We start from the raw sequence: 21036 nt of genomic DNA, 5'->3' as shown, positions 1-21036 counted from the left end.
ATTGGAATGAAACAGACGGATGCGACGAAGATTGAGGAAACGATTCAAACCGACTTTAAAAAAGACATGTCTTACGGAGATTATTTACAGCTCGACTCCCTTTTGACAAGCCAGCAACGGTTGTCGAATCATCATGACGAAATGCTGTTCATCGTCATTCATCAGACAAGCGAACTGTGGATGAAATTGATTTTACATGAGATGACCGCTGCCATTCAGGCAGTCGCCGACGATCAGCTCGAACGGTCGTTCAAGATGCTGGCCCGTATCTCAAAAATCCAACAACAGTTGATTCAGTCATGGAGTGTCCTCTCGACACTGACACCGGCTGAGTATCTTGAATTCCGTGACTCGCTTGGGCATTCGTCCGGATTCCAATCCTACCAAAACCGGCAAATCGAGTTTGCGCTCGGCTTCAAGAACGCCCAAATGCTTCGGGTCTACGAACACGAAACGGCGTTGTACGCTCAATTGAACGATGATTTAAAAACACCGAGTATCTATGACGAGACTGTCCGGGCGATGCATCGACGTGGCTTACAGATTGATGAGACCATTCTCAACCGGGACGTCACCCAGGACTGGGAAGCGAACGCGAGTGTCGAAGCCGCTTGGGCGACTGTCTATCAGGATGTCGAACAGTACTGGGATTTATATGAGCTCGGTGAAAAGTTACTCGATATCGGCAGCCAGCAACAAATGTGGCGCTTTAACCATATGAGCACCGTCGAACGGATCATCGGTCAAAAACCGGGAACGGGCGGTTCGTCCGGTGTCAGTTATCTGCGCCGTGTGCTCGACCACCGGTTCTTCCCGGAACTCTGGTCGGTCCGGACAAAACTTTGAGGGGGAACCTGATATGAACCGTTGGATAGATGTCTCACAACCGTTAACCTCGTCTGTTACGACATGGCCGGGTGATACGAAATTTAACTACACGATCAACTGGAGTAAAGCCGACACCGGCTCCGTCAACGTCGGCCAGGTGACGATGAGTCTGCATACCGGTACTCATATCGATGCTCCGTTTCATTTTGACGATGCCGGTCAAAAAGTCATCGATCTTGATCCGGATCTCTATATCGGTCATGTCCGCGTCATTTATCTGCCCGGCCGGACCGAACTCGTCGCAAGCGACCTTGATGCATTTGATTTAACCGATGTGCGCCGGCTGATCATCAAAACAGACGGTTGGGTCGATAAGTCGATTTTCCCGGAAACGATTCCGGTCCTGACGCCGAGTCTTGCCGAACGCCTTGGAGCACTCGGGATTGAATTAATCGGACTCGATTTACCGTCTGTTGACGCGATCGACAGTAAAGAGATGGCGGCCCATCATGCGCTCGCCGCTCATGGAGTTCACATACTCGAAGGGTTAGTCCTCGATACGATCACTCCGGGTGATTATCATCTCAATGCTGTTCCGCTTCCACTCGTCGACGGTGACGGCAGTCCCGTCCGCGCACTGATGCGACCGTATTAAAAAAAACCGACAGAACGCTCTTCCAAGAGTTTTCTGTCGGTTTTTTTCAGTTTTCCTTAACCGGTACGGGGAACAACACTTCTTCCGTCCGTTGCATGATCTGTCCGAGTACTTGCAGGGACGGACCGACCTCAAAATCGAGATCAAGGGAATGATTAGCCCCTTTTATTTGTTCCAGTACGAGGTTCGAGCTGCCGCACCGTTCCAACGCTTCCGGACTGAACTGACGATCGTGGTCACCGATGACGAGTAATCCATGATGCTGACTGTTCGCAATCGCTTCGACAATCGCCGGAACTTTTAAGAGTGGCGTCAGAAGGACAACACGCGCTTCCGGAAACAGTCCGCGGTGCATCATCGATACAAGCGGTACCGTTCCAAGCGATTTGGCAATAAAGTGAATCGTTTTATATGTACGTGAATGTAACACGTCCTCGATGACCGCTTCAATCCGCCTGCTCACCTCCGCATCTCCCTGTTCGTCCGGCAAGCTGAACAAGTCGTCCGAGACATACTGAATCTCAATCACGTTCACGCCCCGCTTCAATAACATCATCCGACTAAAGTAAAAGTATGGATGGTCATACGCATAACCTGCGCCGGACAACATAAAGCAGACCTCATCTGACTCGGAATAATAGTGATTATAGGCAATCGTTTGATCGTCCAGTTGTACCTGACAACGGCGAATCTCCATCAATGCTCCCCCTTTATTTTTTCCTTACTTTACCATCCGATAACGAAACCGTCCATTAAAATTCCATTTCCTTGTCATCGGAGCTTAAGACCACCGTTTAAAAATTTGTGATTCCTCAAAAAAAGCCACATCCGACACTCTGTTAGCGTGGATGTGGCTGTTGGTTCAGCGGACCAGTTGATCCGGTGCAAAGACCGACTGTTCGACTTGTTTTAAAGCATAAAAAGCACCTTGGTTGGCCATCAAATCAGCATACGTGCCGACTTCGATGATTTGGCCCTGTTCCATGACGACGATTTGGTCCATCGTCTCAAGACCAGCCAGCCGGTGGCTGACAAGCAACAGCGTTGAATCCTCTGCACGGGAAAACAGGTGGCGTAAAATCATCTGTTCCGTCAACGCATCGACCGATGAGGTCGGCTCATCCAGCAGATAGAGTGGTGTCTGACGCAAGAAGATCCGGCCAATCGCAAGCCGTTGTTTTTCACCGCCGGACAGGTTTTCCCCTTTTTCAAGCACCCTGTCGTCGAGTTCAAGTAAAGAAAGACCGACGTGTTTGAGTGCTTCCATCATCTGCTTATCCGTCGCTTCCCCGCTTGCCAGCTTCAGATTGTCACGAATCGTGCCGTAAAAGAAATGATTTTGTTGCAGGACGACATTCGTCTGTCGCCATAATGCTTCCGGATCAATTTCTTGACCGGATGTTCCTTCGATCCGGATCCCGTCGACCGGATACATCCGCAACAACAGTTGCAACAGCGTCGATTTTCCGGAACCGCTCGCTCCGACAATCGCCGTTTTACTGCCGGCAGGGAACGTCACGCTGACGTCCCGTAAGACAGGACGATCCTGACCCGGAAACGTGAAAGTGACGTGTTCCGTGCTCAGTTCCGGAGCCTGCGTCAATTCAAACGGACGGTATTCCGGTGTCGTTGTGGCTTCGACGACGTCATCAAGACGACGTGCCGCATGACGGCTGTCTTCAAAAAATCCGGGTAAAATCGCCATCGGTGCGGCATTTTCAAACACCGTCAACGAGGTCATGACCAGCAATGCGAGGAAAACGCCGTCGAGTTGTCCGTCAGCGACCAGATATGCCCCGAGTCCGAGGACAATCCAGGAAATAACCAACGTCGCCAGTGTATTCAATGCAAGGTTCGAGACCGCATGCAGTCCGTTGCGTTTTTCTTCCGCCACGTACCGTGCGGCAACGGCATTCAGCTCCGCTTCCTTGTTCCCGAGTTGCTGATAGATCTTTAAGTCACGATAACCTTGGAACAGTTCCGTCACTTCCGTCGACAGTTCCCCGCGTCGGGCCCGGACAGACCGGGCAAACCGTTGTTCCCGGTAGGCAAACCAGCCGGGAATGACGAATCCCGTCAAGATCAGACCAAACACGAGGACAAGCGCGACACTGAGTGAAAAGAAACTGACGAAAAAGATTGTACACAGAAAGACGAGCACTAAAATGATCGGTGGATAGACGACGCGCAAAAACGTATTTTGCAGACTTTCGACGTCCCCGACAATCCGGGCGAGCAAATCCCCGCTCCGGTACTTGGCAAAGATACCCGGTGCGAGTGGTTCCAGCCGTTTATAAAACGTCGTCCGCAAGTCACTGAGGATCGTAAACGTCGCCCGGTGTGAGTAATACCGTTCGGCGTACCGGCTGACAGCCCGCGTCAGACTGGAGATTTTCTGTAAGGCAATCAAAACGGCAAGTGTCTGAATCGGCGGCAACAGGGCGGCTTTTGAAATCAAAAAACCGCTTGCTGCGAACAAGCCGACTGCCGTGATTCCGGCCAAAACACCGAAGACGATCGAGAGCACGATGTCCCGTTTCTGGTGCAGCATCAAACGAAAAATTCCCATTAACTCTTTCATCGTGTCTCCTCCCCCCGTTGAACGGCACGCATCATCGCATATTCCGATTTACGTCCAAGTAATTCTTCATGTGTCCCCCGGTCGACAATCCGTCCGGCTTCCAGCACGACGATTTGATCCGACCGTTCAATCGTATGCAGACGGTGGGCGACCGTGATGACGGTCGCTTCACGTCCGAGAACAGTCATCGCTTCCTGCAACAACCGTTCCGTCTTCACGTCAAGACCGGTCGTCGGTTCATCAAACAAGATGACATTCGGGCGTTTCAGGAAGGCACGTGCTAACGCAACGCGCTGCTTTTCGCCGCCGGATAAGCCGCGTCCGCCTTCTCCGATTATCATGTCGAGTCCGTTCGGCAACTGTCCGATCAATTCGGTCAGACCGGCGTCCGATGCCGCCTGTTCAATCGCAGCCCGCGATGCTTCGCGCAATTCACCGATGGCGATATTATCCGCCAGCGTCCCGGCATAGAGATACGGATGCTGCGAGATGTAGCTGAGCTGGCTGAACCAACTGGATTCCGTGATGGTCTGACGATCTTGACCGTCAAGCAACAGCTGTCCGTCCTGCGGATCGGCAAGGCCAGCCAGCAATTGGAGGACCGTCGATTTTCCGGCACCGCTGCGGCCGATCAAGGCAACCTTTTGATACGGTTCAATCGTCAAATTCAACTGTTCCATCGCAAACCGGGCATCGCGGTACGAAAACGCGACGTCTTTCAGTTCAATTCGCGGCGGACGGGCTGCCGGCAGTTCCGTTCGTCCGAAAGCGACATTCCGGTCGTCGTCCGTCAGTTCGGCCGCAATCTGTTTCGCGGCGGCGACACTGCCCCGTCCGGTATGGAAAGCAGCTCCCATCTCTTTTAACGCCAGATAGTATTCCGGTGCCAGAACCAACATCAAGAAGGCCGGCACAAAGGTGATGCTTTGGAACAAAATCAACCGTAAGCTGACTTCAAGCGCAATCATCCCCATACTGAGCATCGAGATGAATTCGAGCATCAACGACGACAGGAACGCGAGTTTTAAGACGGTTAACGTCGCATCCCGAAATTCGAGACTGCTTCGTTCAATCACGTCCTGCTGAGCTTTCGCCCGCCCGAATAACTTGAGCGTCGTCAATCCTTGTAACGTATCGAGGAACGTACCAGAAAAGGCATTCATCTTCTCAAGCTGCGTATCGGCCCGCTTTTGCGTCATGATCCCGATGACGATGTAAAACAACGGAATGAACGGGGCGGTAATCATCATGACCAGTCCCGTGACCCAGTCATAGCTGAAGGCGGCAATCAAGACCATCAACGGAACAATCGATGTCTGAATGACCTTCGGCAGGTACTGGCTGTAATAGCTGTCCATCTCATCGACGGAATCCATCAGGATACTGACCTTTTGTCCGGATTGTCCTTCAAGCATCGACTCGACAGAGTTTCGTGTGTATTTCGCGACGAGCGCCTGACGCAGATCTTGTTTGACGCGTGCCGCAAGACTCGTTCCGAGGCGCCCGTTCCAGTACGTGACGCCGACGCGCAGGACAAGCATCCCCAATAGGACACCGAGCAACGGAATGACTGCCGCGAACGGATCCCCTTGCAGAAAAATCCGGTCAACGATGATGACAATCAGATAGGATTGTCCGATGACGGCGACTCCCATCAGGACGGCGGCCAGCATCAGTTGTATAAAAATCGTACGCGGAATCGTAATAATTCCTTTGAGTGGATTCATAAGAAAACGTCCTTTCACTAAGTGTGAACGACTTTTAGTGAATATTTTCACATATCGTACATTCAGTATACCGAATCCATTCTGTTGATGCCACGGGTATGCTGTCGAAAAGGTGTGACGGTTTTGTGAGGGACCTTTTGTTGGACAATTGATTTATCCGGATGTATTATAGACAATAGTTATCCACGTTATACAGAAAGGAGAATGTTTCATGCAAATGAAGACAGGTGTTGAACAATCGGTGTATGCAATGCTCTTATTGACGTTTTTACCGGAGAAAGGTGTGTTGCCGGGCGAATTCATCAGTCAGCAACTTGGCGCTTCGCCAACCTACTTTCAAAAGTTGCTCCGGAAGCTCGTGAGTGCGGATCTGCTGATTTCTGTTCCCGGTGCAAAAGGCGGCTTCCGGCTCAAAGCGTCACCGGAGACGATTCGTGTGTTTGATATCTATGAAGCAATCGAGGGCAAACAATCCTTATATGCCTCAAGCGGTGTTTTCGAAGACTTGATGGGTATCCAGGATCAGAACATCTGCTTATTGTCCGACCTGATGGCAGAAGCGGAACAGTCGTGGCAATCGATACTCAAACGCGAGACGATCGACTCGATCCGCCGTGAAATTTATTTGAACTGTCCGCCCGATCATCTGACAAAACTGCAGAGTTTAATTGAAGAAAAAATGATTCGTAACTAAAAGGAGAATATATGATGAACACCACTACACTTGACCGCTATTTTGATTTATTTGATGCTTCCCGGACCGATGAAAAAGCTTTTGATGACTTGATTTCCCTGTTCTCGGACGAAATCACATTCGTCCTGAACGGACAGGAACAGCACGGTATCGATGCCTGGAAACAGTTCGTCCGGATGGTCTTTACGGCGAATCAGGATATTAAACACATGTATGCCGGATGGGTTCCATCAGAAACAGGAGATACGATGGAAACACGCTGGGCTGTTTGCGGGAAACGCGCGGACGGCTCTGTCTTCACCCAGGATGGAACCGACATCGCCCGGCTCAATGCGGATGGAAAGATTGTCTATCTCGCCAACGTTCCCGATGATACGGCGATGTTTAACCAATACAACGATTAATCGAAAACAGGCATCACTTCGTTATGAAGTGGTGCCTGTTGATTATGCTTATAAATTCTTCGCTTTGAAGGTATCGCCGCCTTCAATCGTTCCGTTATCAAATCCTTTTTGGAACCATCGTTCGCGTTGAGCCGATGTACCGTGTGTAAAGCTTTCCGGTACGACATATCCTTGCCCTTTTTTCTGCAATGTATCATCTCCGACAGCATTCGCCGCTCCAAGTGCCTCTTCCAAATCGCCTTCTTCAAGCAGATTTTGTCCTTGTGCATGGTTGGCCCAGACACCCGCATAGTAATCCGCCTGCAATTCAAAGCGGACCAGGTATTTGTTGAACTTCTCTTCGCTCATCTTTTGACGAAGCGGCATGATTTCGTCTGATGTCCCAAGCAACGTCTGAACATGGTGCCCAACTTCGTGGGCAATGACATACGCCATCGCGAAGTCTCCCGGTGCCCCGTATTTATTTTGTAACTCATCATAAAAACTTAGATCAATGTATAATTTCTGATCCCCCGGACAATAAAACGGTCCGACTGACTTTCCGGCTTGTCCACACGCTGAACTGACCTGATCGGTATATAAAACGAGCGTCGGTTCTTTATATGTCATACCGTCCTGTTTAAATTCCTTTGTCCAGACTTTTTCCGTATCCGCTAAGACAACGGATACAAAATCAGCCGCTTCTTTTTCTTTGGCCGTTTCCTGGTACTCGCCTTGACTGTCGCCTTGTGAATCGGACAATCCTCCGAGGATGTCGGCCGGATTCCCGCCCATCAACGTGACGACGATTAAAATGATGATCCCGAGTCCGCCTCCGATCCCGGCGACTCCTTTTCCACCCATGCCCCGTCGATCTTCGACGTTCGAACTTCTTTCTCTGCCCTTCCATTTCATACACGGTTCCTCCTACAAGTCTCAATGCCCTTCTATACCCCATATCTTGTCTGTTTAGGCATGAATTTCTATTTTAAAATTTAATTTTGTTTTAAGTATCTTGAAGCTAAACAATCTTATTTTCCCGACCGATAGTGGTATACGTTTAACATGTTTACTCGTGATTTGTTTCACTTTCTATTAGAAAATGGGGGAATTTTATTTTATGAAACGTCGGAATCAACTTATGCTTTGGATCAGTTTTCTTGTCGTCACTTTATCGTTCATTGTCCATGGTTTACACCGGTTCACCGACTTTGCGGAAGGTTATCAACTCATCCGGGGAAACGTAACAGCCGCTTCACCCACGACACTTGCCTGGATTGCTTTGTTACCGTTTGTCTGTTGGATTGCTTCTGCCGTTCTCTACCGGATTCGACCAGACAGTATAATCGTTGCGCTTCTCTTGACGTTGACACTGACGTTTTCCAGTATGTCGATCGTCGCCGGCGGCAATGGACTGGTCGAGTATCATTTTTCAATTTTCATGGTCCTGGCGTTGATTGCTTATTTCCGCCGGATTAACTTGATTCTCGTCAGCACCATCCTTTTCGCCTTGCAACATTTCGCCGGCTTCTTTTTTGCCCCGTCCCTGATTTGCGGAACGACCGGTTATCCGTTCAGCATTCTGATGATTCATGCCGTTTTCTTGATTTTGACGAGTGTGGCTCTGATTATCCAGATTGCCGTACAAAATCAGGAACGATCCGTCTCCTTGAAACGAGAAACGGAAGCCACGACGCTGATTACGAATGTCAGTCACCAAATCGAAGCACTTGTCGGTAATTTAAAAACGAATACGAAACACTTACAACAGGCAGCTGTCCAGTCCGTCGAAGCAACGAACCAGATCGCGACAGCGATTGCACCGATTGTTCAGTCCGCTGACGGTCAGCATCAATCGATGCAACAAGGAACGGATCAGTTGCATCAGGTCAATACGTCCATCGCATCGATCCAATCGAAAATGGCACAAACCGTCACGACGACGGAACATATGACGAAACGCGCGTTGACTGGAAACGAGGAGATGAACCTGATGGACCGCCGCGTCGAAGAGATGGTCGAATCAACGAACGGTCTGCACACTTCTGTCACGGCAATGGCCAGCCGGTCGGATAAGATTCAAAAAATCCTCGCCAGTCTGGAAGCCATTGCCGGCCAGACGAATCTATTGGCATTAAACGCTGCGATCGAAGCGGCACGTGCCGGGGATGCCGGACGGGGGTTTGCCGTCGTTGCAACGGAAGTCGGGCATCTCGCTGTTCAGTCCCGCAGTTATGCAAACGAAGTAACGGAAGTCCTGCAGGCCCTGATTGCCGATACCGATCAAATCAAAACGACCGCCGCCGGTTATACGAAAACACTGGCTGAAAATCAGGAAATGACGAGCCGTGTCCGTCAGACATTTTCTGATATCACGCAACTCGTACAGGAAGTCGAACAAAGTATCAGCTCGATTCAAACCGCCCGTCACGGGGTCGGTGTCCAGATGCTCGACATCGAACAGCGGATGGAGACGACGCGAACCGCTTCCCTCGAAGTCCGCCATGGTATTGAATCGACTGCCGTTTCACTCGAACAACAAACGACCGTCCAACATGAATTTGAAACGATGACGGAATCGCTCAGTACAATGACCGTTTCCCTTGAGCAGCTTGTTGATGAATTAACTCAACATGTGGACCGCTAAAACAAAAGTTCCTCCCTTAATCGGCAGGAACTTTTTTTGATTCTTCCGAGGAGTTCTTTACCCCCGTCTCGAATAGACATACAAAAGAAATTCAGTAAAGGAGACGAGTCATATGCGTAAATCTTTACTGTTTCTGACTTCATCTGATATTCAGCATCCTGACGCTAACTTTTCACATCACCTCTTACACGAACTTTTTAAACGAATCACGGATGAATACAACGTGACATGCTTGGCTCCTGCATTTTTTGGCGGACGTGACATCGAATCAATCGACGGTGTAACGTACATCCGGCGCGGTAATGCGCTCAGCTTCTCTTGGCATGCCTTGCACTATATCAAGTCCCATCCCATTGCGTTGATTCTCCTGTTCAATGTTCCATTCCTTGAATTTATGTGCCGACGCAGCACAATCCCATCTGCCCGAATCCTTGTCAATATGCCGACTTGTCAGGCAAAATCGTCATTTTCTGATCCATGTCTTGTTTTCCATCCGTCCGTCCTGATGACGTTAACCAAACAAGGGTACCATCAAGTAGTTCGTCTTCCGGAAGGACTCGATTTGCTTTCCCCTGAGTCGACTTGGCTCGAAAAAGAAAAACGACCGACGTTTGTTTACGTCAGCCGTCCCTCTCAATCAAAAGAATTATTTGATGTCTGCCAAGCCTTCATCGCCTCGAAACAAGAATTTCAAGCGGTTCAACTCTGGATTATCGGACATTGTCCAATCCGATTCGATGCGTCGATTCCAGCAGCCATACAACAAAGCATTCACTACCTCGGCGATATCGAACCTGTCGAGCGCAACCGTCATATCAGCCGGGCCACAGCCTTACTCGTTCCATCCCATGAAGATAACTGGGGAATGATTGTCTATGAAGCAGCACGCGTCGGCACACCGGCGATTGTCTATGACACCCCCGGTCTGTGTGACGCTGTCCAGTATGGCATGACCGGTTATTTGGCTAAAGCCAATCATCCCGGTGCTTTGGCCGCAGAAATGCGCTCCTGTATGCTCGACGAGACCACCTATCATATGTTGCGCTATGCCGCTCAGCAATTCTCGACCACAAAACATCTCCATGATCTTGAACCGACTTTTCGTGACTGGTTGCGTACCAACACATCTGATGTTACAGCAGATCGATGACAGCCAAAGGGTCCGTCCGTTTCGTATAGTCGTCCGGTACGTCCGCAAAAGTAATCTGTCCGGACGGCTGAATGATGAACGTCGCCGGTTTCGGTAACTGCCAGTCCTCGTTACCGTTATGGCCGGCAACGTCAAGACCGGATGCCTTGTACACGTCAATTAAATAGTCGGGCATATCGAACACAAGGTCGAACTGACGGGCGACGACGTTATCGACATCACTCAACACGGGAAATGCCAGGTCGTTTTTTTCCTGCGTCGAGAGCGAGTGATCCGGTGTTTCCGGACTGATGGCGACAAGCGTCGCTCCTTTTGCCTCAATTTTTCCCAATTCCCGTTGGTAAGCCCGAAGTTCCAGATTACAGTACGGGCACCAACCGCCGCGGTAAAACGTCACGATGACGGGACCGTCCTGCAACAGTTTTTCAAGAGACACGGATTGACCAGATGCGTTCGGTAACGTAAAACGGGGTGCTTCGTCTCCGACGGTCAATCCTTTGGCGCCGTCTGATGCGGCTAACTCGTTTGTCGCTTGTGCCATCAACCGTTGTTTTTCCTGCGGTGCCTTTTGACGAAACTGTTCTTGATACGCTTTTATTTCTTCAAGCAATGTAGACATGACGTGTCCCTCCTTATGTTTGTCTTACAGCATAGCAGGGACTTCATAATCTGTCCGTCATTTTGCTCCGTCCGGCTTCTTGCGGAATTTCTTAAGAAAACCCATCAGACTTTCCGGTGTCAGTTCCAATTTGTTCTCATAAGCATATTTCGTCCCGTATCCGAGTGCGAGTGTTGCCGTTGAAGCGACACCGGCTCCGATGACAGCTCCGTATCCCGGAACCATCTTCGCCAGTTGGCGGAACGCTGTTTTGCCGGAGTTCCCGACAATCGTCACGACCAGCAACTCCTTCGCACTTTCCTTCGACAGATTCCGTTCGTACAAATTCGACAGTTTCAGCATCAGTCCGATTTGAATCGATGTCAACGGAATGATGTCAGCTCCCGGAAATGGTACCGCTCCAATTGCCCCGGCGGCCGTTCCGGCTCCGACAATCCAGTTGTTCGCGATTTTCCCCCGCAACGCCGGATCGATCTCGCGAACAAACAGATTATCCTTGTTGAACTTTTTTAGGATGTCGAGCACCTCACGACGCAGACGGTCAATGTTCGTCCCGTCCATCGCTGAGACCGGAACGACTTTTGGTCCCGGTAACTTCGACTCGATATGCGACAGGATCGTCGCGAGGTCGTTCGTCGCATCGATTTTCGTGACGACGATGACGATCTTTTTATTATGGGCATAAATCTTCTTGAAGTTTTTGGTCTCCGTTTCCGATAAGACGGTCCCGGCGGCGTTTAAGAAATAAAGAATAACATCGGCACTTTGATAAAACTTCCACGTCGTGTCCGAGTTCAGGCTGTTTGCATCGTTCAGTCCCGGCGTATCGACGAAGACGACCTTGTCTTCCGGATGTTGCCGAATTTGATCAATGCGTGTCGTCTCCCCCGGCTTTGCTCCGACGGTCGCGACTTCCCGACCAAGGATCGCATTCAATGTCGAGGACTTGCCCGCGTTGACGTCCCCGATCAGCGCAACGGTCACTTCCTGTTCGAGTGACTGGTTAAAGTCGCGACGTTCCGACTCAAACGATTGGTCAAACACTTCCTCCAGTTTTCGTTTTCGTTTCTGATCATTGGTCTCAAGACCTTCTCCAAAAAAATCATCCATCTTTATCCCTCCTGAAAATACCTGCTGTCGGTCTTTTCCCGTTCTCCATTGAAATCATCCTTCAAAAGAAGGTCTATTTTCATCCGTTGGTGAATATTACCAATAACTACTTACGAGATGAGGATCTGATCATGAAAACATACAGCGTCTTTTTACTGACGGCTACCTTCTTATTGAGTGGCTGCACATCACCAACAAGTGACACATTGACCGTATCTTCCATTAATTTAAAAGCCGGTGAAAAAGTTTTTGCGGAAATCAATGATCAAGATATCGCTGCTTATCACTTAAAAGGTAAGCTGAACAAAAACTATCTGTTAAAAGGCGTCGAATATTTGCCGAACCACAAAGAACGGACACTCTTTTCCATGGAAATTGAACCAAAGAAATACGATTCGACACTCCGAGTCCTTCAATCCTCTTCAGCGAAATACATTCACTTTGGCGCGAATCTAGAGGGCGGAAGTATTCGTGCCCATGAAGCGTTAAAACAAAAACCAGTTGCCTTCAGTACTACGGGTCCTAGCTCGAACTTCACGCTGAGTGATTATGACGTGCTGTTGCTTCGTCATGTATCAACAAGTGGTAAAATCGAGACGCATTCACTCGAAGATATCCATGGTCCTGAGGATATTGATGTGAAGAAGGACGAACAGATTTTTGCGCTTGTTTTAACAGCAAGTGAATGACTTTAATTTTTAAGACACAAAGGGGAGGCGGACACTAACATCCATCTCCCCTTTTCATATAATTCGCTTCGTTTTAAATCTGACTTCTGCGCTCCAGTAAAATCGTATCCCGCCAAACTCCTGCCAATTGTCCAATCCGTTCCCGCCGGCCGACTTCCCGGAAACCAAACCGTTGATGAAGTTTCAAACTGGCCGTGTTTTCCGGAAAGATTTGCGAATGCAGCGTCCAGATGCCAGCCGCTTCACTCGCTTCGATGAGAGCCTGCATCAATGCGGTGCCGATTCCTTTGCCGCGTGCATCTTCGTCAATATAAAGACTGACTTCCGCTACTCCTCGATAGGCGGGAATCGATGAAAACGGACTGATGGCGACCCAACCGAGCACCTTCCCGTCTTCTTCCGCCACCAGCCGGCTGTGCAGGTGATGATGGGCATTCCAGTAATCAAACGATGCTACTTCCGTTCGAAACGTCGCATTCTGCGTCTTTATCCCCTGTTTGTAAATCCGACCGACCTCCGGATAATCGGTTGCGGTCATTGCCCGTATATTCATACTTTTCCACTCCTTATTCAATCGCTATCCGTTTGGAGTTCGACATCCGGTCTGGTTTTCCTGTTAGTCGACCGTAAACGTAATCGGTTGTAACTCAAGTGGTGTATTGACGAGGGTATTGCTGTAGCCGGTTTCGAGATAATATTCTTCACGTGTGTGCTCGGATGGTTCCGGCAGGCGGAATGTCGACCGGAACATTTGTTTATCCGCATCGAGCACGGTGACTTTTGGTTTGATTTCCCGACCGTCCGGCGGTTCTGTTCCTTCAAGCAACCGCATGGAGTTACGGATATCAAGCTTCATACCAAATCGAGACTCACGGGAATTCGTCGAAAATTCAACGACGACTTGCTCGGATGTTGTCTCAATCGATGTGATTGTCATCTTGAGCGGGTGCGTTTCCGACTGTTGGCGGTACGGCAACGGCTTGGTTAACGGAATCGGTTGTGTCTCTAGATCAATTCGTAAAGAAGGCTGCAACAGATAGCTCCCTTTTGGAATCACATAGTTCCCGAGGATTAACCGTGACTGCTCGATGGCCTCCGTTCCAGTTTTCGTCCGTTTAACGGACTGAGTCGACCATGTCCAGTTGCGGATGATTTCCTTGCCGGATGAATCAAGCAACGTCAGCTCGACACGGGCACGTTCTTTTTTCGGCGAGCGTGTTATATAGTCGAACGAGGTGCTGCCTTTGCCCTGAATCAACTTATCCAATGTGACTTCCGTTTGATAGGTTGGATTTTTGACCGTTGTGCCATAGACTTGTTCTTTGACAGGAAGCCGCTTAACCGGTACGTTAAACGCCCAGTTTCCATTGACGCCAAATACGTCCGTCAACACGATCGGAATCTGGAGCGTATCTTGCAATTTGGTTTCACCGAGCGTGTATTCAATTCGTCCTTGCCAAATACCGTTCACCTGCTTGAACTGAACCACTTCTTTCGTCTCTGTCCCGGCAAACCGTTTATCCCCTTTGAACAGTTCATATAATCCTGACCGCGCTTCCGCTTTCACATCCGGGACGCCGGTCGCTGTCAGATTCATACCGATTGTTGCTCCGTCGTAGTAGGCATCGATGACTTGGATGTCGATCCCGTTGTCACTTGCGACTTGATCGATTTTCGTTGCGAGTTGCTTCTGACTAATTGCGGTACCGGTGTTTTCCTGTTCGAGGAACGGTCGGTACATCTGACCGAGTAATGGAACTTTTGCCATCGCCGTCGCAAAGGATGGAACGACGAATGTCGATGTGATCAACAGTGATGCCGCCAGTCCCGTCGAGACAACCAGACGTCGCAGACGTTTCGGTCGTTTGATTTGTTGATCCCGCTTTCCCTGCTCCATTCCTTGGCGAATCCGCTCCTGTAAGGCGGCCTGTGGTACAGGAATCTGGTTATAGTCATTTTGAAGATTGTGCTTCGACATAATCAAGCCCTCCCAACTGTTTCTTCAATTCTTCCCGTCCCCGTTTGAGATACGTCTTGACCGTATTCAGGGTGATACCGATAAAAGAAGCAATCTCCTTCATCGGGACATCGTGAAAATAAAAGAGTACCAAAACATCCCGGTATTCTTTTCGCAGGTGCGACAAGGCGTCAATCAAGTCCAGATGTTCTTCCCGCGAAGATTCCTTCACCGGAATCTGTTCAATGAGATCCGCTACCACGGTCTGTTGGTTCAGGACACGGTAACAGTTCCGAATCAGAATTTTCGTCAACCAGGTCACGAAATATTTGGGTTCTTTGACCTGTCCGATGGAAATGAAGGCTTTGTAGACCGTTTCCTGGACGACGTCGAGCGCATCCTGCTCGTTTTTCACATAGACGTAGGCCGTCCGGTAGAGCTGTTCACTATGTAGAAGAATCAATTGTTCAAATGCTTCCTCGTCCTGTTTGATGGCACGCCGGACAAGCTCCGTGTGCTCCGTTCGTAAGTCCAATTCCGTTCCCTCCTTTTACTGATTAGAGCACTCGGTCGTCCAAAAAGTTTCAAGAAATATCCATTCCATCAAAAAAGACCTTAGCGAGGCTAAGGTCTTACTCCTTAAAACGTGTACCGGACTGCCATCTCTTTTCCGAACCGGTCACCGTGATCGATAAATCCGAGTCGTGCATACAGACGGTGTGCTGCTTGATTGTCCGGACGGTAACCGACGACGATGCACGTCGCTTCCGGAAGCTGTTGCATCTCTCCGAGCAACAACCGCATCGCTTCCCGGCCGACTCCTGCCCCTTGGTGGCGTTGGTCGACCATCAGTCGGTAAATCCAGTAGCCGTCCAGTTCTTCCCGTTCCGAATTGTACATCAAAAATCCGACCAACTCATCCGCTGCATAAATCGCCCGCATGACGAGCGTCGGCTCAAAACCAGCCTGCGCAATCGAGTAGACGTTCGGTTCTAAAAATCCCTGTTGTTCCGCCGTCAATTCAAGCGCACAGCAGGCTTCCCAGTTCTCGTTCGTGACTGGGCGCAATTCAATCTGCATATCCATTCCCCCGTTTTTTTAAGAAAAGCGGGTTACGCGTCGCGCCCCGTTTCCTGTTTTGTTTGCGTCATGTTCACCATGATCGCCCCCTTTCGTGATCTTTTACCTATTATTGGACGGTATCGAGAATATCTTGAATCAATCGCATCGTTTTGACGTTGTCCCGAAAATCGGAGTGGGATACGACATCGCCTTGAACCGCTGCTTGAAAATGTTTCATCTCGCCGACGAATCCGCGCAAATACAAATCTTTCATCCCACCGGACATCGTCGACATCGGGGACCGGTAATACATCTGCCGTTCTTCGAGCTCCTGCCAGGATGTCGGTGCTTGTTTTTCCTCGATGATCAAATGCTCAATTTCCTCGACTTGGCACACGGCCCGTTCAAAGCGCAGCGTCAGCTCCTCGACTTCTCTTGTATAGAGCGGAGAGTTAATCAAGGTCACCTGTCCGACTGCGCCGCTTGTCATCCGAAGTGACAGCTGCAGGTGCAACTCACCGTCTGCTTCAAGCGACACACCGGTGATTTGCTCGACCTCGCCCGCCAAGAAGCGGATCAAATCGAGTTGATGAATCGCGGCGAGGGATAGAAAGTCGGCTCGGTCGTGACAGAAGCCGGACGCATCACATGCAAACCGTAATTCGAACGAACGAAGATCACCGTATGTGTTTTGGACCAGCACTTGCTTCAGTTTCGTATAAACCGGTGCATACCGTTTCATGAAGCCGACGCTTGTCACCTGATCCGTGACGAGTTCAGCCAGCTCTTCCGCCTGTCCAACCGATAAGCCGAGCGGTTTTTCGACGTGGACGGCACAGCCTGTTGCCAGACACGACCGGACGACCTCGACTTGATCCGCCGGTTGAAGACAAATGAGGACTGCATCCATCTGTTCCTCTGCAAGCATCTGCGTGTAGTCTATATAGGCGCGGCCGGTACTGCCGATGTCACGTAACGCCCGTTCAGCACTTTCAAGACGGCGTGTCGTCACCGCAACAATCTCAAAATCGGCTTCCTTCATTGCCGGGAATAAGTTCGTCCGGGCATGGAACCCGGCACCGATCAACGCTACTCTCATCGGACTTCCTCCTTTGTTTCAAGTACGGTCACAAGCTGATCAAGTCGCTCAATCGTATAGGTCGGCGTCAGTTCTGCCGATGCCGCGATATGACCGGGATTAAACCAACATGTCGCAATTCCTGCCAAGATGCCGCCCTGAATATCTGCCGTCAACGAGTCGCCGATGATCAACGTCTGATCGCGCGTCGCGTCCGGGATCCGGTCAAACACGTAATCAAAAAAGGCCGGCATCGGTTTTTGATAGCCGGTTTCTTCCGAGACAAAAATCCCGTCAAAATAAGGCGCCAGACCAGATCCTTTAAGTCGTGCATGTTGCGTCGCCGCAACACCGTTCGTCACGACATACAGCTGATACTTCCCTTTGAGCGCGTCGAGCAACTCGATCGCTCCTGCAATCAATTCCGTCCCTTGACTCAAGTACGCACGGTAACGCGTATCCATTCGACTGCCGTCGACCGTCCGGCCCTGCTCGGCAAAAAACGCCACAAAACGTGACGTAATCACTTCCTGCCGTGTTACCTCTCCCCGTTCAAGTGCCTGCCATAAGGAACGGTTGATTGTCCGGTAACGGGCTTCCCGTTCGGACGTCCCTTCGAGCTGTTCCTCTTCAAACAGTTGCCGCAAGGCCGCGCGTTCCGTCGCATCAAAATCAAGTAATGTATGATCGATATCAAATAACAATGTCGTGTAGTTCATCTGTCAGGCTCCTTTTCGTAACATCCGTCGTTCGGTTAACTTGCCGCCGAGTTGGAATAATAAAACACCGCCGCCAATTAGGACAACGCCGACGGCTTTCGTCCACGTAAATGCCACTTGATCGAGACCAAACCACCCGAGCGTATCCCACAGCAAGGCAAACAGGATTTGCGAGACCATGACGATTGAAATCGCATAACTCGGTCCGAGCTGTTGCACCCCTTGCGTTACGCACAAAACGACGCCGACTCCGATGATGCCGCTGAACCAAAACCATGGTTCCATCCCACTCATTGAGAAAAGACCGCCGCCTTCAACAAGCAGTCCGATCGTCAGCGAGGCCAGAAACCCGAGTCCGAGGACAAGCGTCGTCGTCGCCCATGCGCCGACCCGTTCCTTGACCTTGGCATTAAAGGTATTCTGAATACAGACCATCATTCCGCCGAATAAAGCCAGAACTATTCCAAGTGTCATCTTCTTTCCTCCTCACTCATAGATACTTTCGCCGACCCGTTCCGTCAAGCCGTCCCGGTCCACGATCGTAATCGTCCGGTTTGTCCGTTCAATCAAGCCGTCCTGACTGAACTGTCGCAGGACACGGTTCAGGTGACGGTAACTCGTGCCGATTAAATCCGCCGCATCGACGAGATCACTGACCGGTAACGTCGGTGTTTCCGGTGTCATCGACAAGAGGTAACTGGCGAGTCGGACTTCGACCGGATACAGCAGGTTAAAGCTCATCGAATGCGACTTCAGCTCAAACTTCATCGTAATCGTCTCGAGTAAAAAGCGGAGCAGTGCCGGATTATCGGCTCCGTTTTGTTCCAGTGCCGCATAGGAAATGCTGACCGCTTTGACCGGTGTGACTGCTTCGACCGTATTCATCAACGGGGTCCGGCGGACGTATTCGATGTCGCCGACCAGATCAAACGGATGTTTAAACGATAAGACGAGCCGTTTTCCGGTCGCTGACATATGGGTAATCTTCAGCTTCCCCTCGAGCAACAAGTACATCCGGTCCGCCGCGTCGCCTTGACGACACAGCCAGTCTCCGGCTTGAAAAGCAACCGGTTGTAAATGCTCCCGCAACCCGCCGGCAAACACTTCCGTCAATTGAAACCGCGCCAAGTACTCATCCAGTTGTGCTTGTTCCACGTTCTTTCCCCCTTACCATTTCAAGATCAGCACGCCGCCGATCATCATTAAAATGCCGATTACTTGCGGCAGCTGCAACCGCCGCTTGATCATTCCGAACCATCCGTTCCAATCAATCACCAATGCCAAGCCGAGCTGGGCAATCAGGAATAAAGAAATCGTCAACGTCACACCCATCAAATGAACGGCTGTCATATTACTGAATAAGACGGCAGCGGCCAATGCTCCTCCGGATAAATAAAGTAGCTTAACCTCTTTCATCTGCCGGAACGTCCGGTCACGCAGGATCAGGGTAATCAATAAGGCGACGACAAAACCGGTCATCTGAGTCAAGGTCGCTGCTTGCCACGTCCCGATGCTGTTACTGATTCGTGCATTGGCGACACTTTGGAGTGTCAGAAAAAAACCGCCGCTGATTGCAAAAAGAATGCCACGCATCATTGTCCCTCCTCTTCTTGATTTTCATACTTCCATTTAAACGAAGCCTCCCTGAATGATAAAGGACATTTGTCCTGAAAGGAAACTTATATCTTTTCCCATGAAAAAACCGCCTCGTCGTCAGACAGGCGGTACAGGTTAAATTTTCTTCACGAACTTCGACTTCAACTTCATCGCACCGAGTCCATCAATCTTGCAATCGATGTCATGATCCCCGTCGACGAGACGGATCCCTTTAACGCGTGTCCCTTGTTTGACGACAAGCGACGTGCCCTTCACTTTTAAGTCCTTGATGACCGTGATCGTATCACCGTCGCTCAGTACATTACCGTTCGCATCTCGGATGACGTTGGCTTCTTCTGCCGCTGCCATATCGGCGGCCGTCCATTCATGGGCACATTCCGGGCACACCAATACATTGCCGTCTTCGTATGTATACGCTGAGCCGCAGTTCGGACAGTTCGGGTATTCATTCATGCTGATTCCTCCAGTATTTGATCGATTCTTCCCTTTGATTATAACAGCGATTCTGCAAAAGAAAGCCGTTTTTCCGCACAACAAAGGAGACAGATGTTAAAGTCTGTCTCCCGTTGTCATCTGAAAACTGACTGCTGCGTCAGTTCACACACTTATTCATTTTCTAACTTTTTAATCGCTTCATCGAGTTTTTCCTGATCCTCGTCCGTCAGCTTCGGATACTGCGGATCGATTTCACGCAGGACGTCATTCATGACTTCCGTCACGATGTAACGGGTGAACCATTCGTCATCGGCCGGCAGGACATGCCACGGCGCGTGTTCCGTTGACGTGTGCGAAACGAGCTCGGCAAAGATATCCTGATACTCATCCCAATGCTCCCGTTCTTCGACATCACTGAACGAAAATTCAAAGTTTTTCTTCGGATCTTTGATCCGTTCAAGCAATCGTTTTTTCTGCTCGTCTTTTGAGACGTTAAACAGAAACTTGACGACGCGGAAACCGTTCTCGACGAGATACCGTTCAAAATCATTGATTTGGCGGTAACGCATCTTCCAAACATCTTGATCGTCCGGTACTTCCTCTTCTTCGAGCAGGTCATGAATCCGTGGTGCGATGACTTCCTCGTAATACGACCGGTTCAAAATACCGACTTCGCCTTTTTCCGGCAAACCTTCGTGAATCCGCCAGAGATAGTCATGCTTTTGCTCCGTGTCGGAAGGTTTTTTGACGGAAAGCGTCCGTAACCCTTGGGCGTTGAGATTCGAGAAGATGTAACTGATGGCTTCATCTTTTCCGCCGGCATCAATCGCCTGTAAAATCACGAGAACTCCGTTTTTTTCTTGGGCATGCAGACGCCAATGCAATTCTTTTAATTCCTCGACACTTTTGGGAATGTGCTGATCCAGTAACTCGTCTTCTGCAATCCGGTTTTCATCCGACGTCGGATAGTCTGATAGCTGAATTGATTCACCCGGTGTCACACGGTATTTTTTGATGTCCATGATAATCCCCCTCGACTTAAGTACATAAGGGATATTTACCCAAAGTACCTCAGAAAGAAACGT

The 21036-nt window shown here is 49.9% G+C and carries 24 protein-coding genes; 7 read left to right on the top strand and 17 right to left on the bottom strand.

The window, feature by feature from the left end; all coding sequences use genetic code 11:
* Positions 1-6 precede the first annotated feature (6 nt).
* Complete coding sequence (gene kynA, locus KNP93_RS13315; RefSeq protein ID WP_188005005.1) at positions 7-846, top strand: tryptophan 2,3-dioxygenase; 840 nt, start codon at positions 7-9, stop codon at positions 844-846.
* Positions 847-859: 13 nt separating this feature from the next.
* Positions 860-1483, top strand: a complete 624-nt coding sequence (gene kynB / locus KNP93_RS13310; RefSeq protein ID WP_131503217.1) for an arylformamidase — start codon at positions 860-862, stop codon at positions 1481-1483.
* 46 nt (positions 1484-1529) lie between these two features.
* Here kynB and KNP93_RS13305 read toward each other — a convergent pair whose 3' ends face one another.
* From KNP93_RS13305 to cydD, 3 genes are all read right to left on the bottom strand, one after another.
* On the bottom strand, positions 1530-2180 hold the full coding sequence (locus tag KNP93_RS13305; protein WP_214855726.1) for a cyclase: 651 nt from the start codon (positions 2178-2180) through the stop codon (positions 1530-1532).
* A gap of 165 nt (positions 2181-2345) precedes the next feature.
* On the bottom strand, positions 2346-4064 hold the full coding sequence (gene cydC, locus KNP93_RS13300; protein ID WP_214855723.1) for a thiol reductant ABC exporter subunit CydC: 1719 nt from the start codon (positions 4062-4064) through the stop codon (positions 2346-2348).
* A complete protein-coding gene (cydD, locus tag KNP93_RS13295) occupies positions 4061-5791 on the bottom strand; it encodes a thiol reductant ABC exporter subunit CydD (RefSeq protein WP_214855720.1) in 1731 nt (576 codons plus the stop codon). The genes cydC and cydD overlap by 4 nt, the downstream gene beginning before the upstream one ends.
* A 211-nt stretch (positions 5792-6002) precedes the next feature.
* Between cydD and KNP93_RS13290 the strand changes: the two genes are divergently transcribed.
* Positions 6003-6485, top strand: coding sequence for an RrF2 family transcriptional regulator (locus KNP93_RS13290; RefSeq protein WP_012369086.1), 483 nt, complete (start codon positions 6003-6005; stop codon positions 6483-6485).
* Between the two features lie 11 nt (positions 6486-6496).
* Positions 6497-6889, top strand: a complete 393-nt coding sequence (locus tag KNP93_RS13285) for a nuclear transport factor 2 family protein (RefSeq protein ID WP_131503213.1) — start codon at positions 6497-6499, stop codon at positions 6887-6889.
* 48 nt (positions 6890-6937) lie between these two features.
* On the opposite strand, the gene ypfJ is transcribed toward KNP93_RS13285, so the two are convergent.
* A complete protein-coding gene (gene ypfJ / locus KNP93_RS13280) occupies positions 6938-7783 on the bottom strand; it encodes a KPN_02809 family neutral zinc metallopeptidase (RefSeq protein ID WP_012369084.1) in 846 nt (281 codons plus the stop codon).
* Positions 7784-7988: 205 nt separating this feature from the next.
* Here ypfJ and KNP93_RS13275 point away from each other — a divergent pair, with 205 nt between their 5' ends.
* Both KNP93_RS13275 and KNP93_RS13270 read left to right on the top strand, forming a co-directional pair.
* Positions 7989-9515 carry a methyl-accepting chemotaxis protein gene (locus KNP93_RS13275; RefSeq protein ID WP_165871675.1) on the top strand — a complete coding sequence of 509 codons (1527 nt, stop codon included), beginning with the start codon at positions 7989-7991 and terminating at the stop codon, positions 9513-9515.
* Positions 9516-9627: 112 nt separating this feature from the next.
* Entirely contained in the window at positions 9628-10665 is a 1038-nt protein-coding gene (locus tag KNP93_RS13270; protein WP_131503211.1) for a glycosyltransferase family 4 protein, read from the top strand.
* Here the strand turns inward: KNP93_RS13270 and KNP93_RS13265 are convergent.
* On the bottom strand, positions 10649-11284 hold the full coding sequence (locus KNP93_RS13265) for a peroxiredoxin-like family protein (protein ID WP_131503210.1): 636 nt from the start codon (positions 11282-11284) through the stop codon (positions 10649-10651). The two genes, KNP93_RS13270 and KNP93_RS13265, sit on opposite strands and share 17 nt — an antisense overlap.
* A gap of 57 nt (positions 11285-11341) precedes the next feature.
* A complete protein-coding gene (locus KNP93_RS13260; protein ID WP_214855717.1) occupies positions 11342-12394 on the bottom strand; it encodes a YcjF family protein in 1053 nt (350 codons plus the stop codon).
* Positions 12395-12525: 131 nt separating this feature from the next.
* On the opposite strand from KNP93_RS13260, the gene KNP93_RS13255 reads away from it, so the two are divergent.
* Positions 12526-13083: a putative periplasmic lipoprotein gene (locus tag KNP93_RS13255; RefSeq protein ID WP_131503208.1), complete on the top strand. Its 558-nt coding sequence runs from the start codon at positions 12526-12528 to the stop codon at positions 13081-13083.
* A 73-nt stretch (positions 13084-13156) separates the two neighbouring features.
* On the opposite strand, the gene KNP93_RS13250 is transcribed toward KNP93_RS13255, so the two are convergent.
* The 11 genes from KNP93_RS13250 to KNP93_RS13200 all read right to left on the bottom strand — a co-directional run bounded on the left by KNP93_RS13250 (position 13157) and on the right by KNP93_RS13200 (position 20973).
* Positions 13157-13636 (bottom strand): GNAT family N-acetyltransferase, encoded by a 480-nt coding sequence (locus KNP93_RS13250; protein WP_214855714.1) that lies wholly within the window; start codon positions 13634-13636, stop codon positions 13157-13159.
* A 63-nt stretch (positions 13637-13699) separates the two neighbouring features.
* A complete protein-coding gene (locus KNP93_RS13245) occupies positions 13700-15061 on the bottom strand; it encodes a DUF4179 domain-containing protein (protein ID WP_214855712.1) in 1362 nt (453 codons plus the stop codon).
* On the bottom strand, positions 15036-15575 hold the full coding sequence (locus KNP93_RS13240; RefSeq protein WP_214855710.1) for a sigma-70 family RNA polymerase sigma factor: 540 nt from the start codon (positions 15573-15575) through the stop codon (positions 15036-15038). The genes KNP93_RS13245 and KNP93_RS13240 overlap by 26 nt, the downstream gene beginning before the upstream one ends.
* A gap of 104 nt (positions 15576-15679) precedes the next feature.
* Positions 15680-16120 (bottom strand): GNAT family N-acetyltransferase, encoded by a 441-nt coding sequence (locus tag KNP93_RS13235; RefSeq protein ID WP_131503204.1) that lies wholly within the window; start codon positions 16118-16120, stop codon positions 15680-15682.
* A gap of 109 nt (positions 16121-16229) precedes the next feature.
* A complete protein-coding gene (locus KNP93_RS13230) occupies positions 16230-17201 on the bottom strand; it encodes a Gfo/Idh/MocA family protein (protein WP_214855708.1) in 972 nt (323 codons plus the stop codon).
* On the bottom strand, positions 17198-17899 hold the full coding sequence (locus KNP93_RS13225) for a YjjG family noncanonical pyrimidine nucleotidase (RefSeq protein WP_214855706.1): 702 nt from the start codon (positions 17897-17899) through the stop codon (positions 17198-17200). The genes KNP93_RS13230 and KNP93_RS13225 overlap by 4 nt, the downstream gene beginning before the upstream one ends.
* A gap of 3 nt (positions 17900-17902) precedes the next feature.
* A complete protein-coding gene (locus tag KNP93_RS13220; RefSeq protein ID WP_119923827.1) occupies positions 17903-18373 on the bottom strand; it encodes a DMT family transporter in 471 nt (156 codons plus the stop codon).
* Between the two features lie 12 nt (positions 18374-18385).
* Positions 18386-19054 (bottom strand): Crp/Fnr family transcriptional regulator, encoded by a 669-nt coding sequence (locus KNP93_RS13215; protein ID WP_026834263.1) that lies wholly within the window; start codon positions 19052-19054, stop codon positions 18386-18388.
* A gap of 12 nt (positions 19055-19066) precedes the next feature.
* Positions 19067-19492, bottom strand: coding sequence for a DMT family transporter (locus KNP93_RS13210; RefSeq protein ID WP_026829591.1), 426 nt, complete (start codon positions 19490-19492; stop codon positions 19067-19069).
* 138 nt (positions 19493-19630) lie between these two features.
* The gene (locus KNP93_RS13205) at positions 19631-19969 is read right to left on the bottom strand and encodes a zinc ribbon domain-containing protein YjdM (protein ID WP_214855704.1); all 339 of its coding nucleotides are present in this window, start codon (positions 19967-19969) and stop codon (positions 19631-19633) included.
* A 152-nt stretch (positions 19970-20121) separates the two neighbouring features.
* A complete protein-coding gene (locus KNP93_RS13200) occupies positions 20122-20973 on the bottom strand; it encodes a PPK2 family polyphosphate kinase (RefSeq protein ID WP_214855701.1) in 852 nt (283 codons plus the stop codon).
* Positions 20974-21036: the final 63 nt, after the last annotated feature.

It is taken from the genome of Exiguobacterium sp. s166, assembly GCF_018618855.1.
GTDB lineage: Bacteria > Bacillota > Bacilli > Exiguobacteriales > Exiguobacteriaceae > Exiguobacterium_A.
The sequence above is the reverse complement of the archived record's forward strand: the minus strand, read 5'-3'. Positions and strand labels throughout refer to the sequence as shown.